Origin of the sequence: Lachnoclostridium sp. An181, assembly GCF_002160325.1 — a bacterium.
In the GTDB taxonomy this organism is placed as follows: Bacteria; Bacillota; Clostridia; order Lachnospirales; family Lachnospiraceae; genus An181.
Map to the genome: position 1 here is coordinate 125,424 of NZ_NFKJ01000003.1, position 18,153 is coordinate 143,576.

Below are 18,153 nucleotides of genomic sequence, written 5' to 3' on the forward strand. Positions count from 1 at the left end.
AAAATCTTCCCCTATTATAGCATATTTTATTGAATGTGTAAGCTTTTTCGGAAAAAATCGAAGAATCAGGAAAAATCTGCTCTCCTATCCAGTTTCTGTTTCAAAATCTCCCTCACCATCTCAGGATCCGCATTCCCGTGCATTGTGCGCATGGTCTGTCCCACCAAAAACCCAAACGTCTTTTGTTTCCCTTCCCTGTATTCCTCCACTGCCTTTGAATTCTGCGCGATAATCTCTTCCACTGCCTGTGCTAGTTTCTTTGTATCCTTCACGGAGACCATACCATGCTCTTTTATGTACAAAGAAGGCTCTATATCCTCATAAAAAATTTTCTCAAATACTTTTTTTGCGTTCCGGTTGTTGATTTCTCCTTTTTGTACGATCCTGATCAAATCTCCCAGATGCTGAGGGGAAAAATGGATCTCTTCATATTCCATTCCTCTTTCCTTTGCAAGACGCAGTGTTTCCCCGATCATCCAGTTTGCAGCCTGTTTGGGCATACCGCAAAACTTTGTTGTCTCCTCAAAAAGCTTTGCCAGATGTCTGGATTCCGTGAGAAGCAGGACATCATACTTGGACAGGCCAAATTCTTTTTGATACCTCTCCCGTTTTTCCTCTGCAAATTCCGGTTGGTTTTTGCGCAAAAACTCCAGCCATTCCTCCTCAATATTCACCGGCATAAGGTCAGGATCGGGAAAATAACGGTAATCTTTTGCATCCTCCTTGGAGCGCATCGCATAAGAATATTCTTTATTGTCATCCCATCTTCTCGTCTCCTGAATGACTGCCTTTCCCTCCTCCAAAAGCTCTATCTGACGATCTCTCTCATTCTCGATCGCCCTTGTGATCGCTTTAAAAGAGTTTAGATTTTTCATCTCTGTTCTCGTTCCCAAATTCAGAGTTCCTTTTTCTCTGACAGAGAGATTCACATCCGCACGCATGGAACCTTCCTGCAGCTTACAGTCTGACACTTCCAGATACTGCATGATCGATCTTAATTTTTCCAGATAAGCCACAACCTCCGCGGCTGTGCGCATGTCCGGCTCTGACACGATCTCGATCAGCGGAATCCCGCTTCGATTATAATCCACCAGGGAACAGTCACTCCATTCATCGTGAACCAGCTTTCCCGCATCCTCCTCCATATGCATCTCATGGATCCGGATGTTCTTTTTCCCGGATGCAGTCTCAATCTCCACATAACCGTCATGACAGATAGGAAGATACAGCTGGGAAATCTGATAATTCTGCGGATTGTCCGGGTAAAAATAATTTTTTCTGTCGAACAGGCAGGGGCTGTTTACTTCACAGTGCAGCGCAAGTCCTGCTCTGAGGGCATACTCCACCACCTTTTTGTTTAACACCGGGAGAGCTCCCGGCATCCCGGTGCAGACCGGACATGTATGTGTATTGGGTTCCCCTCCAAATTTTGTGGAACAGCCACAGAAAATCTTTGTCTTTGTCGCAAGTTCTACATGCACTTCCAGCCCAATGATCGTTTCATATTCCTTTTTCATACCCATCCTCCTTACTGTTCCCTTCTTTGCTGTGCACGTTCTAATGTATAGGCAGTACGCAAAATTTTCTTTTCCTGAAAACAGTCCGCGAAAATCTGCAGTCCAATGGGCAGATTCTTTCCATCCACCCCAAACGGAAGACTCATACCCGGCAGTCCTGCCAGATTCAGAGGCACTGTGTAAATGTCCCCAAGATACATCGCTAACGGATCTTTTAGACTCTCCCCCAATGGCGGAGCTGTTGTCGGTGTCACAGGGCCTAACAGTACATCGTACTTTGCAAATGCCTTGTCAAATTCTTGTTTGATCTGTGTCCTGGCCCGCAATGCTTTCAGATAGTAAGCATCATAGTAGCCGGAGCTTAAAACAAAAGAACCTAACAGTATCCTCTGTTTCACCTCCATCCCAAACCCTTCGGATCTGCTTTTTTTGTACATCTCATGTAATTCCTCATATTCCTTTGCCCGAAATCCGTATTTTACCCCATCAAACCGCTCCAGGTTTGAGCTTGCCTGTGCGCAGGCGATCAGATAGTAAGAGGGTATCGTGTACTCTGTAAGTCCAAGTGAAAAATATTCGATTTTTGCTCCACATTCCTTAAGCCATTCTGCCGCTTTTTTTACTGCCTCCCTGATTTCTTTTTGCAGTCCTTCTTTTAAATATTCTTCTGGAATTCCGATCCGAAGTCCCTCTACTCCGCTCTTGATTCCATCCATAAAATCGTAAACATCTCTCTTCACACAAGTGGAATCCTTCCTGTCGTACCCTGCGATCGTTTCCAGAATACAGGCACAATCCTCCACATTCCTGGCAATGGGGCCAATTTGGTCAAAAGAGGAGCCATAGGCAATCAGTCCGTACCGGGACACCGTTCCATAGGTAGGTTTCATGCCAGCGACATTGCAGTAGGCGCTTGGCTGGCGGATAGAACCTCCTGTATCTGAACCAAGTGCATAAAAACACTCCCCGGAGGACACGGCTGCACAGGAACCTCCGGAGGATCCCCCTGGTACATGTTCCGGGTTGCACGGATTTTTCACTGGTCCAAAAGCAGAAGTCTCGCTGGTACTTCCCATGGCAAATTCATCCATATTTGTTTTTCCTATAATGACTGCCCCTGCATTCTCAAGTCTTCTCACCACCTCTGCCTGGTACGGGGAAACAAAATGTTCCAGCATTCTGGACGCACAGGTTGTAGGCATATGTACCGTACAGATGTTGTCTTTCACTGCTACCGGAACCCCTGCCAGCCCACCTTGATATACGCCGTCTTTGATCCCCTGCTCAACCTCCGCAATCCTCTTTTGCAGTCTCTCCTTTTCACATACAGAAATAAATGCATTAAGTTTGGGTTCTTTTTCCTCTATCTGTTTCATGCAAAACTCCACAGCCTCACCAACGCGAATTCTTCCCTCACGGATTTCTTTTCCGATCTCCATGGCGGTCATATCTCTCATATCCATCTGGTTTTCCCCCCTTTTACCCGATCGTCTTTGGAACTTCATACTGCCCGTCTTTTTTTGCAGGCGCATTTGCAAGCATTTCTTCGCACATGTCTCCATTTTCCACCACATCTTCCCGGAATACATTGCTGTTCTCAAAAACATGTACACCCGGCTTGGTCTTTTCTGTGTCAAGCTCGTTGAGCTTTTCCACATAGTCCAGTATTTTCCACAGCTCTTCTTTCATCTTCTCTTTTTCTTTCTCTGTCAGGTACAGCTTAGACAAAACACTAAGGGATTCCATCATCTCATCGTCTATCTTCTTCACCCTCACTCCTCCTTTTCTCTATGGTATCAGTCGATTGATATCTCTTGGAAACAGACAGGCCTCCCGCACATTTTCTTCTCCCAAAAACTGCATGGTCAGTCGTTCCAGTCCAATTCCAAGGCCCCCGTGAGGCGGCATCCCGTACCGAAACGCATCCAGATAGGGCTCCATCCCTTCCGTGGACATGCCCCGCCGCTCTATTTTGTTTAGGAGCATTTTATAATCATGGATCCTTTGTCCTCCTGTCGTGACTTCCACCCCGCGAAAGAGAAGATCAAAACTCAATGTATACTCCTGGTTTAAAGGCTCATCCATGGTATAAAACGGCCTCTTTTTTGACGGATAATGTGTGACAAAGACAAAATCTGCGCCGAATTCTTCTTGAAAATAAGTGCCGATCAAGCTCTCCTCTTCAGGCTCCAGATCATAAGGATTTTTCATTGGTCTTTGATATTTTTCAGCCACCAGCCTTTTCGCCTCCTCAAACCTCACCTTGGGAATGCGATCTGTTTCCGGAAGGGAAATATCTAAAAGCTCCAGCTCTTTTTTGTAATCACTTTTCAGCGTTTTTATCATGTACTGAAGAAATCCGGTTTCCATTTGCATGATTTCCTCAAAATTCTCAATATAACCCATCTCAAAATCCAAGCTTGTATACTCATTGAGGTGTCGTTTGGTGTTATGTTTCTCTGCCCGAAATACAGGAGCTGTCTCAAAAACTCTTTCATATACGCCGACCATCATCTGTTTGTAAAACTGAGGGCTTTGCTGTAAAACGGCCGGCTTATGAAAATAACTGAGTTTGAAAATATTTGCTCCTCCTTCCGCTCCTTTGGCTCCGATCTTAGGTGTATGAATCTCCGTAAACCCATTTTTATACAAATAGTCACGAAATGCCCTGACAATTCCTTCCTGTATCTTAAACTTTGCTCTCTCTTTCATGTTCCGGAGTGTAATGGCCCTCATATCCAGCCTTGTCTCCAATGTGGCAGTCAGTTTCCATTTATCCACTGCAATGGGAAGAGGCGCAGATGCCCTGGACAAAACTTCCAGGGAGGTAATCAGCATTTCTACTTTGTGTGGCGCTCTTTTTTCTTCTCTCAGCACTCCAAAAATACGCACAATATCTCCTGGAATCACCTTCTCTATCCGTTTTCCCAACTGTCCTGCATCGTACACAGTCTGAAAAAGTCCGTCTCTTTTTCGCAAGATTAAAAACAGAACTTCGCCGATATCCCGGATTGTATGTACAGCGCCCTCTGTACACACTTTTCTTCCGATCCGTTCTTTCTCCAAAAGTTCGGAAAGCTCCAGTTTCGTTGTCTTATATGTTCCTGTCAAAAATTCCATATGACCGCCTCCTTATTATTAAAATTCAACACAGGATTTTTCTGCTAATATCTATAGGGCGTTCAGCGAGCTTTCCTATAGATAAATAAAAATCCCGGATTCTCCTTTTTCTGGATATCCGGGATATCATTGCTACATATTTTTTATTCTTTCAATTGCTTTTTTTGTATTTTCATGAGTGCCGAATGCAGTCAGCCTGAAATACCCTTCTCCACAAGGCCCAAATCCCGAGCCGGGAGTTCCGACTACATTTGCTTCATGCAGCAATGTATCGAAGAATTCCCAGGACGTCTTTGTTCCAGGTGTCTTCATCCAGACGTATGGGGAATTGACCCCACCGTAAACCGTATAACCTGTGTCTTTAAGGCCTTTGTAAATCATCTTGGCATTTTCCTGATAATAGCCAATCTGTTCTCTAAGCTGGGCTTTTCCTTTCTCTGAGTAGACTGCCTCGCCAGCTCTTTGCACAATGTACGGTGTACCGTTGTACTTTGTGCCCTGTCTTCTGAACCAGAGGGAATGAAGGGAGACTCCATCTCTATTGATTTCTTTTGGCACAACCGTAAATCCAAGACGCACACCTGTAAATCCTGCATTTTTTGAAAAACTTCTAAGCTCTATGGCACACGTTCTCGCCCCCTCGCATTCATAAATGCTGTGGGGGATATGCTCCTGCGTAATGTATGCTTCGTACGCTGCATCATAAATAATGACAGCTCCCACTTTGTTGGCGTAATCCACCCACCTTTGCAGTTCTTCTTTTGTGATCACCTCACCGGTCGGGTTGTTCGGGAAACAAAGATAGATGATATCCGGTGTCTCCTTTGGGAGCTCCGGAACAAAGTGATTTTCCCTTGTGCACGGCATATAGATCACATCATCGAACTTCCCTGTCTTTTGATCAAATTTTCCGGTTCTCCCTGCCATGACATTAGTGTCCACATAAACCGGATAGACCGGATCACACACCGCGATCTTATTGTTCTTTGCAAAAATCTCCTGGATATTTCCAGAGTCGCATTTGGCACCGTCGGAGATAAAAATTTCATCTGCCTCAATCCGGCATCCTCTGTCCTGGTAATCGTTTTTCGCGATGACTGTGCGCAAAAATTGGTATCCTTGTTCCGGCGCATAGCCGCGAAAAGTTTCGGCGCATCCCATCTCATCCACTGCTTTGTGCATGGCCTCCAGGATCGCCGGCGCAAGTGGCCTTGTCACATCCCCGATCCCAAGTCTGATGATCTCTTTTTCCTTGTTAGCCTCCTGGTATTCTGCCACCTTTTTGGCAATGGTGGAAAACAAATAGTTTCCCGGCAATTTCAAATAATTGCGGTTAATCTCAAACATGCTTTCATCCTCTTTTCCTGTTTTATAATTCATCATAAAGCAGCATCAATATCATCTGTGCAGTTTCCGCCAAATTGGTCCCTGTGTCCATGCTGCTTTTTTGGATATATCGGTAAGCCTCCGGTTCGCTTAGATGATTTCTCTCCATCAAAAGATGTTTTGCCTTTTGGATCAGCTCCTCATCCGCATCACTTCTTGGTTTTGGCCCTGCCCTCTTTTTTCTCCGTTTTCTCTCCTGGTTTGCAAGGATCATCCTCACTGTATTGACAAGCTCAAACACTTTCACCGGAGTCTCCAATGCAACAATCTCTTTGTGCTCGTTTTCCGCCAGTTTGTGTGCAGAGCCAATGAGCATCAGATCAAAAAATGGAGGAAGACACTCCAAAAGCTGCGTATAGTGCATATCTAAAAGCCTGCTGCCACAGATGACAAGTCCGGACTGCATCTGTTCCGTCTCCTGAAGGACAACCGCGCCCAATGTGCAGACCGCTCTCACCTGGAAATCATGTCTGTTTAGAATGTTCCTGATTTTTTTCGCGTCTTCAATTTTTGGCAATGCTACGATGATGTTTGCCATCGAATGTCCCCCTGTCCTTGTCCTTTGTCCTGTTTGTGCTCTGCCTTAAATTCGGAAAAGGTAATTTTCAATTTCCCATTCCGTCACCTGGTTCATATAGGCATTCCACTCTGTCTGTTTCTCCTTTGCATACTGTTTCACAAACGCCTCTCCAAGAATCCGGTTCACAAACTCGTCTGTTTCCATTCTCTTTACAGCCTCACAGAGGTTTTTCGGTATATTTGCATAAACTTCCTCTGGTTTCAGCTTTCTTTTAATCCCGTCAAGCCCTGCTCCGAGGCATAACGCCAATGTAAGATACGGATTTGCAGCTGCATCCGGGAGACGGAATTCAATCTTGTAACCCTCTTTTCCAGGATGCGGTACGTGAATCAAAGACTCATTTCCCTGCCCTTCTCCCGCAACTAAAGGCGCTCCAAATCCAGGGACAAGCCGTTTGTAGGAATTTACGATCGGATTCGTAATTGCAGCCATGGCTCCTGCATGATATTTCAGCCCCCCTATGAAATATTTGGCTTCCTGGCTAAGGCCTCCATTCTCTTCAAATACATCCTTTCCGTCTTTCCGAAGAAGAAACCGAAGATGCATGCCTGACCCTTGGGCGTCATTCCTTGGCTTTGGCATAAAAGTGGCGTGAAGTCCGTGCCGTTTTGCAATAGTTCGCACCGCAGTCTTAAACGTGACAATGAGATCTGCAAGACGGACGCCTTCTTCGCTGCAAAAATCAATCTCGTGCTGCGCAGGCGCCTTTTCATGATGGGAAGTCTCGATGTCATATCCCATATCTTCCAGTGTCAGCACCATATCCCTGCGCGCATTCTCTCCCAAATCCAATGGACTTAAATCCATATAGCCTGCCTTTTCATGTGTTGTTGTCGTAGGGATTCCATTGTCGTCTGTGTGAAACAAAAAGAATTCACACTCTGGCTCAGCAAAAAACGTATAGCCTTCTTTTTCTGCCTCTTCCACCACCCGTTTCAGAATGTATCTGGAGCTCTCAAAAACCGGTTTTCCATCTGCATAGCAGACATCGCACAAAAGCCTTGCAACCTTTCCCTGCTGCGGACGCCACGGTAAAATGGAAAAGGTAGTAAGATCCGGATACAAAAACAGCTGCTCCATATCATCTTTGTCAAATCCATGGACTGCCAAGCCTTCGATCCAGCACTTTCCATCCAAAGCTTTCTCCATTTGTCCTGCGGTCACTGCAATATTTTTCAGTGTTCCGAACATATCCGTAAACTGAAGGCGGATAAACTCCACATCCTCTTCTTCTATCAAGTTTAAAATACTCTCTCTTGTCTTATGTTCCATTTTTCACACTCCTTTATTCAGATTTCCTCTCATAAAGAAAAAAAAGCGCTCCTATCCTGGGACACTCCCCAAAATAAGAACGCCTTTGTTCATGCGGTTATTATAACAATCCACCTTTTCTTTGTCAAGATTTCCCATGCTCAATCAAAGATTCGTATATCCCATCAAAGACCTGTCCACTGCTTTTGCTGCCTCAATTCCCTCTTTGATTGCCCAAACGACAAGGGACTGTCCTCTTCTCATATCGCCTGCTACAAAAACTTTTTGTTTGAAAGTTTCATATCCAGAGTCTTTTGTCTTTACATTTCCTCTTTCGTTTAACGCTGTTCCAAATTCATCTGCAATGTATTTCTGCGCGCCCAAAAATCCTGCGGCGATCAGCACGATATCGGCATCCATCTGTTTTTCACTGCCTTTGACCGGGCTCATCTCCACTCTTCCAGTGTTCTCATTTTTTTTCGCAGTCAGTTCCACTGTACGGACTGCTTTTAGGTTTCCGTCCTTGTCCTTTATAAATTCATCCACTGTTGTGCAGTACACTCTCGGATCTTTTCCAAAGACAGCAATCGCCTCCTCCTGACCGTAATCTGTCTTCAGAACTTTTGGCCATTGCGGCCATGGATTGCTTTCTGTCCGCTCTTTTGGAGGCTCTGGCATCATCTCAAGCTGGACCACCGATTTTGCACCCAGGCGGATGGAGGTACCCACACAATCGTTTCCTGTATCTCCTCCTCCGATCACAACAACACGTTTTCCTTTTATTTCCGGAAACGCTTTGTCCTCCAATGAAGAATCCAGAAGACTTTTTGTCACCCTGGAGAGGAAGTCTACTGCAAAATAGATCCCTTTTGCATCCCTTCCCTTTACGTTTACATCCCGAGGATTGGATGCCCCGCAGGCAAGGAGAATGCGGTCATATTCTTTCAAAAGTTCTTTTGCTTTTACGTCCGCACCTACATTGACATTTGTCCGGAACTGTACCCCTTCTTCCTCCATCAGCTTTTTTCTTCTCTCAATAATGGATTTGTCCAATTTCATATTCGGGATGCCATAACAGAGCAGTCCGCCGATTCTGTCCGAGCGTTCAAACACAGTCACCTCATGGCCTCTTTGATTTAATTTCAGCGCCGCTGCAAGTCCCGCCGGACCGCTGCCTATGACAGCAATTTTTTTCCCTGTACGCACTTTTGGGGGACATGGTTTGACAAGACCTTTGCGGAACGCATTCTCTATGACAGCATACTCATTTTCTTTTGTGGCCACAGGAGCAAAATTCACGCCGCATGTACATGCTTCCTCGCAGAGCGCCGGGCATACGCGGGCCGTGAACTCCGGAAGGCAGTGCGTCTTTGTAAGCCTTGCATATGCCTCCTCAAGGTTTCCCACATAGACGAGATCATTGATCTCAGGGATGAGATTGTGGAGAGGGCATCCGGACGTCATGCCTGCAAGCGTACAGCCGGACTGGCAGAACGGCACTCCACAATCCATACACCTCGCCCCCTGCTCTCTTTGTTTTTCCAAAGAATCATGCTTTTTAAATTCTTGAAAATCCAGAATTCTCTCCTTTGGCTCTTTTTCTTTTGGCGTCTGTCGCCTGTATTCTAAAAATCCGGTTGGTTTTCCCATATCGTCACATCCCTCCTATTGTTTTTGTCCAATGCTTTCATAGAAAGCCTCAATCTGTGCCTGTTCGCTTGTGAATCCTTTTTCTTCCAGTTTCGCGCTCAGGGAAAGCATACGTTTGTAATCATGCGGAATGATCTTTTTGAATTTTGGAACGTATTCGTCAAAATGATCCAGAACTGCCTTTCCCTTGCAGGAACCGGTAGCCTCCACATGCTGTTCGATCATCTTTTTCAACTCCTGCTCATCGAACTTGCTCTCCACCTTTTCAATCGCTACCATAGTTTTGTTGATATTGCGGTAAAGCTTATTTTCCTCATCCAGCACATAGGCGATTCCTCCGCTCATTCCGGCCGCAAAGTTTTTCCCTGTCTTTCCAAGGACCACAACCCTTCCGCCTGTCATGTATTCGCACCCGTGGTCGCCGACACCTTCCACAACTGACCATGCCCCGGAATTGCGGACAGCAAAACGCTCTCCTGCCACACCGCAGATGTACGCTTTTCCGCTTGTCGCTCCGTAGAGCGCCACATTTCCTACAATGATATTTTCATCTGCTTTGTAGGATGCTTTACCGGAAGGATAGAGAACCAGTTTTCCTCCGGAGAGTCCCTTTCCAAAATAATCGTTGCTGTCACCGCAAAGTTCCAGCGTAAGCCCGGACGGGATAAACGCTCCAAAACTTTGTCCTCCTGCACCCTCGCAGTGGATGATAAAGGAATCTTCCGGAAGTCCTTTTTTATACTGTCGTGTTATTTCTGCTCCAAAAATCGTTCCAAAGGATCGGTCCGTGTTTGTGACCTTGACGTAAAGTTCTCCCTTCTCTCCTTTTTTCAGCGCCCCTCCAAGCTCTTTTACAAGCACACGTTCATCCAGCGTTTTTTCCAGCGCAAAGTCATATTTTTTCGTCTCATCGAAAATCACCTTTTCTCCGCCTGACGGCTGCCTCATAAGAATTGCAGACAAGTCGATCTTTTTTGCATTTGGATGACTGGCATCTTCTTTTGCTTTCAGTAAATCCGAACGTCCCACCATTTCATCCACAGTGGCAAATCCTAATTTTGCCATATATTCTCTGAGCTCCTGGGCGATAAACCGCATAAAGTTTTCCACATATTCTGGTTTTCCGCGGAAACATTTACGCAATTTTGGATTCTGTGTTGCCACCCCCATCGGGCATGTGTCCAGATTGCACACTCTCATCATGACACATCCGATGACAACAAGCGGAGCTGTGGCAAAACCAAATTCCTCTGCCCCAAGAAGAGCAGCCATGGCAACGTCCCGTCCGGTCATCAGTTTTCCGTCCGTCTCGATCATCACACGGTTGCGAAGTCCGTTTCTTATCAAGGTCTGGTGCGCCTCGGCAAGGCCAAGCTCCCATGGCAATCCTGCATTGTGGATGGAGCTTTCCGGCGCAGCCCCGGTCCCTCCGTCAAATCCGGATATCAAAATAACCTCTGCTCCGGCTTTTGCCACACCTGCCGCTACGGTCCCAACGCCTGCCTCTGATACAAGTTTTACGGAAATACGCGCATGTTTGTTGGCATTTTTCAGGTCATAGATCAGCTGGGCCAAATCCTCGATCGAGTAAATGTCATGATGCGGAGGCGGTGAGATCAGGCTCACTCCCGGCGTAGAATGTCTTGTCCTGGCAATCCATGGATACACTTTCTTTGCCGGCAGATGCCCTCCTTCTCCAGGCTTGGCTCCCTGTGCCATCTTGATCTGAATCTCTTTTGCGCTCACCAAGTATCTGCTTGTGACGCCAAAACGTCCGGATGCCACCTGTTTGATGGCAGAACATCTGTCATTTTTCGTGCCGGCAGAATCAAGACGTTCCTCGCTCTCACCGCCTTCCCCTGTGTTCGATTTCCCCTTGAGACGGTTCATCGCAATGGCCAGTGTCTCATGAGCTTCCTGGGAGATAGAACCATAGGACATTGCCCCGGTCTTAAACCGTTTCACAATGCTGTCCACGCTCTCTACTTTTTCTATCGGAATCGGCTCCCTGTCATAGGAAAAATCAAGCAGACTTCTCAAATAGCCATGTTCTTCTTCATCCGCAAGACGGGTGTATTCTTTAAACATCTCATAGTCCCCGCGTTTTGTGGATTCCTGCAGAAGATGGATCGTCTTAGGATTATAACGGTGTTCCTCACCATCGCTCCTGTATTTGTGATTTCCAACACTCTCAAGCTCCAGATCATGTGCAAGTCCTAAAGGATCAAATGCTTTGGAGTGAAGAGCATCCATCTGCCTCTCAATCTCCTCCAGTGTGATTCCCCCCACTCTGCTTGTTGTTCCGGTGAAGTATTTGTCGATCACTTCTCCTGAAATTCCAATGGCCTCAAATATCCCAGAGCCGTGGTAGGACTGGATCGTGGAAATCCCCATCTTGGATGCGATTTTTACAATTCCCTGTAAGACAGCGTCATTGTAATCATTTACAGCTGCATAGTAATCTTTTTCGAGAAGCCCGCTCTCGATAAGCTCTTTGATGCTGTCCTGTACAAGATACGGGTTCACCGCACATGCCCCGTATCCGAGCAATGTCGCAAAGTGATGGACGCATCTTGGCTCTCCAGACTCCAGAATAATGGCAAGTGATGTCCTCTTTTTCGTCTTTACAAGGTGCTGGTGTACTGCAGACACTGCCAAAAGCGACGGCATCGGCACATGATTTTCATCCACACCCCTGTCTGAAAGAACGAGAATATTGGCCCCCTCTTTGTAGGCCCTGTCCACCTCAACAAACAGTCTTTCAATGGCACGCTCGATCTTTGTGCTTTTATAGTAATTGATGGACACCACTGCCACACGAAAACCTTCCACGTTCATATTTTTGATCTTGAGCATATCCGTGTTCGTCAAAATCGGATTGTTCACTTTGAGTACCTGACAGTTTCCTGGTTTTTCTTCCAGAAGATTGCCGTCCCTTCCAATATAGACGGTTGTACTTGTCACGATCTTTTCGCGGATTGCATCGATCGGAGGATTGGTAACCTGGGCAAACAGCTGTTTGAAATAATCGAACAATGGCTGTGGTTTCTTTGAGAGCACGGCAAGCGGAGTATCTTTTCCCATTGCCTCAATACTTTCACTTCCGTTTAACGCCATTTTGTAAATACCCTGACGGTATTCTTCATACGTATAACCAAATGCTTTCTGAAGCTGTTTTAAGCGGGTCAGGTCATATTCCTCCACCTTCTTGTTTGGTATCTTCAGACTCTTTAATTCCACAAGATTGCTGTCCAGCCACTCCCCGTACGGCTGCCTTTTGGCGTAGTGTTCTTTCAGTTCATCGTCTCCGATGATTTTACCTTTAACCGTATCCACAACAAGCATTTTGCCAGGGTGGAGACGCTCCTTCAAAACAATCTTTTCTTCCGGGATTTCCAAAACTCCCACTTCGGAGGAAAGGATCATATCATCGTCAGATGTCACATAATATCTGGACGGACGGAGTCCGTTTCTGTCCAGTACCGCTCCCATGATATCCCCGTCAGAAAACAGAATTGAGGCTGGTCCGTCCCACGGCTCCATCATGGTTGCGTAGTACTGATAAAAGTCTTTTTTCTCCTGGGACAAGGTCTGGTTGTTTGCCCAAGGCTCCGGAATCGCAATCATCACTGCCAGAGGAAGCTCCATTCCATTCATGACAAGAAATTCCAGTGTATTGTCCAGCATGGAGGAGTCGGAACCTCTTGTATCCACCACCGGAAGGACTTTGTGAAGTTTTCCTTCAAAATAATGGGAAACCATGGTCTCCTCTCTTGCCAGCATCTTGTCCGCATTTCCCCGAATCGTGTTGATTTCCCCATTGTGCACCATCAAACGGTTCGGATGCGCTCTCTTCCAACTTGGATTCGTGTTCGTGCTGAAACGGGAATGCACGAGCGCGATGGCGGACTCATAGTCCGGACTTTGCAGATCTTCAAAAAAAGTTCCAAGCTGCTCTACAAGGAACATTCCTTTATAGACAATCGTCCTTCCTGACAGGGAGCAAACATAAGTATTGTCATTGCTCAGCTCAAATTCTCTTCGGATAATGTACAGTCTTCTGTCAAAATCCAATCCTTTTGCTGTTTCCTCCGGCTTTTCGATGAAAACCTGCGCAATATACGGCATGCAGTCCCGTGCTTTTTTCCCAAGAACATTTGGCCTTACCGGTACTTGTCTCCATCCAATGATGGAAAGTCCTTCTTTTTCGGCAATGATCTCAAACATTTTTTTCGCCTGGTTTCGCTCTAATTCATTCTGGGGAAAGAAAAACATACCAACGCCGTATTCCCTCTCCCCTCCGATGTCCATGCCAAGCTTTTTACATTCCTTTTTGAAAAAGCGGTGAGAAATCTGAAGAAGGATCCCTACTCCGTCGCCGGTTTTCCCTTCCGCATCTTTTCCTGCCCGATGCTCTAAGTTCTCCACGATCCCAAGAGCGTTTGCTACTGTTTTATGTGTTTTTCTTCCTTTTATATTGACAACCGCACCGATTCCACAGTTGTCATGTTCAAATGCCTCTCTGTACAATCCTTCTTGTGTATTTTTTCTATCATTTACCATGCATGTGTTCCTCCATTCCATTGTGATCTTTTGCGTATTCTGCCGCCGCACCTATAAATCCTGCAAAAAGCGGATGCACACGGTTTGGTCTTGATTTCAACTCCGGATGCGCCTGTATTCCGATGAAAAACGGATGTTTTTTTAGTTCCACCATTTCTACAATATGTCCGTCCGGGGAAAGTCCCGCAAGGTGCATGCCGTGTTTCTCAAGGGCTCTCCGGTAATCATTATTCACCTCATAGCGGTGTCTGTGCCTTTCTGAAATTTCCTCTTTTCCATACAGTTCATATGCCTTAGAATCCTTTGAGAGAATACATGGGTAAGCCCCAAGTCTTAACGTGCCTCCGATATCCTCCACATTCCCCTGATCCGGCATAAGTGCGATCACCGGATGCATCGTATTGGGATCAAGCTCCTGGCTGTTGGCATCCCGGTATCCGAGCACATTCCTTGCAAACTCTACAATAGCAAGCTGCATGCCAAGACAAATTCCAAGAAACGGAATTTTCTTTTCTCTTGCATAACCAATGGCCGCAATCTTTCCTTCTGTACCGCGTTTTCCAAAACCGCCTGGAACAAGAATGCCGTCCATGCCAAGGAGAACATCACCGACATTGTCTGCATTGATCACCTCAGAATCCACCCAGTGGATATTCACCTCCGTACAGTTTGCGATCCCTCCATGTTTCAACGCTTCCACAACACTCAAATAGGCATCATGGAGCTGAATGTATTTTCCGATCAGTGCAATGTGGACCTCTTTTTGGGGATTGCGCAGACTCTCCACCATCTTTTCCCAGTCCGAAAGCTCTGGCTTTGGACAAGGAAGCTGCAGGCAATCGCACACTGCCTGTGCAAGCCCCTCCTTTTCCATGGCAAGGGGAGCCTCGTACAGATACTCCACATCCAGGTTGGTCAGCACCCGTTTGCTTGAGACATTGCAGAACAGGGCTATCTTGTCTTTGACCTCATCGGACAGAGGCATCTGCGAACGGCAGACAAGTACATCCGGCCAAAGTCCAAGTCTTTGCAGCTCTTTGACACTTGCCTGGGTCGGTTTTGTCTTGATCTCCCCGGATGCTTTCAGGTAGGGAATCAAGGTCACATGGATCAGAGCCACATTTTCCCTCCCCATGTCAAACTGAAACTGCCGGATTGCCTCCAAAAACGGCTGGCTTTCAATGTCTCCTACTGTTCCCCCGACTTCAATAATGGCAATCCTGTCTTCCTTCTGCTTTTTTGCGCGGTAAAATCTGCTCTTGATCTCATTTGTAATATGAGGGATCACCTGAACTGTTCCTCCGCCGAAATCCCCATGCCGTTCCTTTTGCAGAACAGACCAGTAGATTTTTCCGGTCGTGACATTGGAATCCTTGTCCAGATTCTCATCAATAAACCGTTCATAATGTCCCAAGTCCAAATCTGTCTCCGTTCCGTCATCCGTCACAAACACTTCTCCGTGCTGTATTGGATTCATCGTTCCCGGATCCATATTGATGTAGGGGTCAAACTTCTGCATCGTCACCTGGAATCCCCTTGCCTTTAAAAGTCTTCCAAGGGATGCTGCCGTGATTCCCTTTCCAAGACCGGACACAACCCCTCCGGTCACAAATACATATTTGACTGCCATATTGCTCTTCTCCTTCCATGTTCCCAAAACGAAAAAAAGCGTCAAAAATCCTGTTTTCTCTGGATTTTTGACGCCTTTGTCCTCTCAATATCTCTTCTTGCATTTTTTCAAAAAAATTATGGGACTACTATATAACAAAACAAAAAAAATGTAAATCCCTCAATGTCATTTTTTCTTTTTTTGCCAAAAATCAATTGACAGATTCAAAATTTTGTGTATACTACTACCCATAAAGCTGATCCACAACAGGGAACAGCCCATACCGGCAACAGCAAAGGCGCTTTGGTTTTCACCAAGGTGCCTTTTTCTGTTTTGTCATTTTGAAAGGAGTTGTAAGCTATGGGAAAAAACATACCGGAATTATACGGAAGTCTTGTATTCAATGATAAGGTGATGAGAAACAAACTGCCAAAAGATGTATACAAGGCATTGAGAAAGACCATTGAAAACGGAACACATCTGGAGCTGGATGTGGCCAACGCGGTTGCGGTTGCCATGAAAGAATGGGCCGTTGAAAATGGAGCCACTCATTTCACTCACTGGTTTCAGCCAATGACAGGGATCACTGCGGAAAAGCATGACAGTTTTATCACTCCGACCGGAGACTGTGAAATCAACATGGATTTTTCCGGAAAAGAGCTCGTAAAAGGGGAACCAGATGCATCCAGTTTCCCGTCCGGAGGACTGCGCGCTACGTTTGAGGCAAGAGGCTACACTGCATGGGATCCGACCTCCCCTGCATTCATTAAAGACGGGACGCTCTGCATTCCGACTGCCTTTTGTTCCTACAGCGGGGAGGCTCTGGACAAAAAGACACCTCTCCTTCGCTCCATGGAAACACTGAGCAGGGAAGCGGTAAGACTTCTTCGTATTCTGGGACGGGATGACATTACGCGGGTTCTGGCGACCGTTGGCCCTGAACAGGAGTACTTCCTTATCGACAAAGATCTGTACAAAAAGAGAAAAGATCTCATCTTCTGCGGACGCACGCTTCTTGGCTCCCCTGCTCCAAAGGGCCAGGAGATGGAAGACCATTATTTCGGAGTCCTAAAGCCGCGCATTTCTGCCTTTATGCATGACCTTGACGAGGAACTTTGGAAACTTGGCATTCCTGCCAAGACAAAACACAACGAAGTGGCCCCTGCCCAGCACGAACTTGCTCCTGTGTTTGAAACCGCAAACATCGCCGCAGACCACAACCAGGTGACAATGGAGATCATGAAAAAGGTGGCGGAAAAACACGGACTTGTATGTCTTCTCCACGAAAAACCGTTTGAAGGCATCAATGGCAGCGGAAAACACAACAACTGGTCACTGACTGCAAATGATGGCAGCAACCTTTTAAACCCTGGAAAAACTCCTGCAGAAAATACACAGTTTCTTCTGTTTTTGACTGCCGTGATCCAGGCTGTGGATGAGTATGCAGACCTTCTTCGGGTTTCTGTGGCAAGCGCCGGAAACGACCATCGCCTCGGCGCTAACGAAGCTCCCCCTGCAATTATTTCTATCTTTCTTGGCGAGGAGCTGAGTGCGATTCTGGATTCCATTGAAAATGATACGTTTTTTAAAGATCCAGGGCGGATTCTGATGAGTGCTGGCGCCACAGTCCTTCCTCATTTTATCAAGGACAACACGGACAGAAACCGCACCTCACCATTTGCATTCACAGGAAACAAGTTTGAATTTCGAATGCTTGGCTCCCATGCCTCTGTCTCAGGGCCAAATGTCGTTCTCAATACAGCTGTGGCAGAAATTCTTTCTCAGTTTTCTGACCGCCTTTGCAATGTCCCGAAAGATCATCTGCACGATGAGATCATGTCCTTGTTAAAAGATACGATCCGCTCTCACAAAAAGGTGGTCTTCAATGGAAATGGATATACGGATGAATGGATAGAGGAAGCTCAAAAAAGAGGTCTGGCAAACCTTCGGTCATCAGCAGATGCGTTTCCTAAATTCATCTCCCCAAAAAGCATGGATTTATTTACCCGACATCAGATTTTTACAGAGGAGGAAATCCGTTCCCGGTATGAGATTTTTCTGGAAAATTACAGAAAGACAATCTACATTGAGGCAAAAACTCTCGTTGAGATGGCAGAAAAAGAATTTCTCCCTTCTCTCCTTGCCTATACGGGGGACATGATCAAAATCGCGTTTGCAAAGCAAAACTTTCTCTCCCGCACAGCATCAGACGCGGAGAAGTTTTTCATTGAACATTTATCCAGCGGATATGAAGAAGCCTTTCAGCTTTTGTCCGACTTAAAATCCTCGCTTTGCACTGCACAGGCAATATCCGATCCTTTAAAAAATGCGCAATACTGTCATGACACTCTTCTTTCATCAATGGAAAAGCTGCGGGCCACATTGGATGATCTGGAGACACGCATGCCTTCAGACTACCTTCCATACCCAACCTATGACCAGCTTTTGTTTTCCATATAAATATTGATTACAGAACA

11 protein-coding genes are annotated in these 18,153 nt (G+C 46.1%); 1 reads left to right on the plus strand and 10 read right to left on the minus strand.

Annotation, left to right across the window (positions count from 1 at the left end):
* Positions 1-65: 65 nt before the first annotated feature.
* From gatB to B5F18_RS03170, 10 genes are all read right to left on the minus strand, one after another.
* Positions 66-1,517 carry an Asp-tRNA(Asn)/Glu-tRNA(Gln) amidotransferase subunit GatB gene (gene gatB / locus B5F18_RS03125; protein ID WP_087156202.1) on the minus strand — a complete coding sequence of 484 codons (1,452 nt, stop codon included), beginning with the start codon at positions 1,515-1,517 and terminating at the stop codon, positions 66-68.
* Positions 1,518-1,528: 11 nt separating this feature from the next.
* On the minus strand, positions 1,529-2,980 hold the full coding sequence (gatA, locus tag B5F18_RS03130) for an Asp-tRNA(Asn)/Glu-tRNA(Gln) amidotransferase subunit GatA (protein WP_087156203.1): 1,452 nt from the start codon (positions 2,978-2,980) through the stop codon (positions 1,529-1,531).
* Positions 2,981-2,996: 16 nt separating this feature from the next.
* Entirely contained in the window at positions 2,997-3,287 is a 291-nt protein-coding gene (gene gatC / locus B5F18_RS03135; RefSeq protein ID WP_330394089.1) for an Asp-tRNA(Asn)/Glu-tRNA(Gln) amidotransferase subunit GatC, read from the minus strand.
* Between the two features lie 18 nt (positions 3,288-3,305).
* On the minus strand, positions 3,306-4,637 hold the full coding sequence (gene aspS / locus B5F18_RS03140; protein WP_087156204.1) for an aspartate--tRNA(Asn) ligase: 1,332 nt from the start codon (positions 4,635-4,637) through the stop codon (positions 3,306-3,308).
* A gap of 132 nt (positions 4,638-4,769) precedes the next feature.
* A complete protein-coding gene (locus B5F18_RS03145) occupies positions 4,770-5,984 on the minus strand; it encodes an LL-diaminopimelate aminotransferase (protein WP_087156309.1) in 1,215 nt (404 codons plus the stop codon).
* A 22-nt stretch (positions 5,985-6,006) separates the two neighbouring features.
* Complete coding sequence (locus tag B5F18_RS03150; RefSeq protein ID WP_087156205.1) at positions 6,007-6,561, minus strand: ANTAR domain-containing response regulator; 555 nt, start codon at positions 6,559-6,561, stop codon at positions 6,007-6,009.
* Positions 6,562-6,606: 45 nt separating this feature from the next.
* Positions 6,607-7,875 carry a glutamine synthetase family protein gene (locus tag B5F18_RS03155; RefSeq protein ID WP_087156206.1) on the minus strand — a complete coding sequence of 423 codons (1,269 nt, stop codon included), beginning with the start codon at positions 7,873-7,875 and terminating at the stop codon, positions 6,607-6,609.
* Positions 7,876-8,019: 144 nt separating this feature from the next.
* Positions 8,020-9,504: a glutamate synthase subunit beta gene (locus B5F18_RS03160; RefSeq protein WP_087156207.1), complete on the minus strand. Its 1,485-nt coding sequence runs from the start codon at positions 9,502-9,504 to the stop codon at positions 8,020-8,022.
* A 15-nt stretch (positions 9,505-9,519) separates the two neighbouring features.
* On the minus strand, positions 9,520-14,067 hold the full coding sequence (gltB, locus tag B5F18_RS03165) for a glutamate synthase large subunit (protein ID WP_087156208.1): 4,548 nt from the start codon (positions 14,065-14,067) through the stop codon (positions 9,520-9,522).
* On the minus strand, positions 14,057-15,697 hold the full coding sequence (locus tag B5F18_RS03170; RefSeq protein WP_087156209.1) for a CTP synthase: 1,641 nt from the start codon (positions 15,695-15,697) through the stop codon (positions 14,057-14,059). Before B5F18_RS03170 ends, gltB begins: the two co-directional genes overlap by 11 nt.
* 339 nt (positions 15,698-16,036) lie before the next feature.
* Between B5F18_RS03170 and B5F18_RS03175 the strand changes: the two genes are divergently transcribed.
* On the plus strand, positions 16,037-18,136 hold the full coding sequence (locus tag B5F18_RS03175) for a glutamine synthetase III family protein (RefSeq protein ID WP_087156210.1): 2,100 nt from the start codon (positions 16,037-16,039) through the stop codon (positions 18,134-18,136).
* The last annotated feature ends 17 nt before the right edge of the window (positions 18,137-18,153 follow it).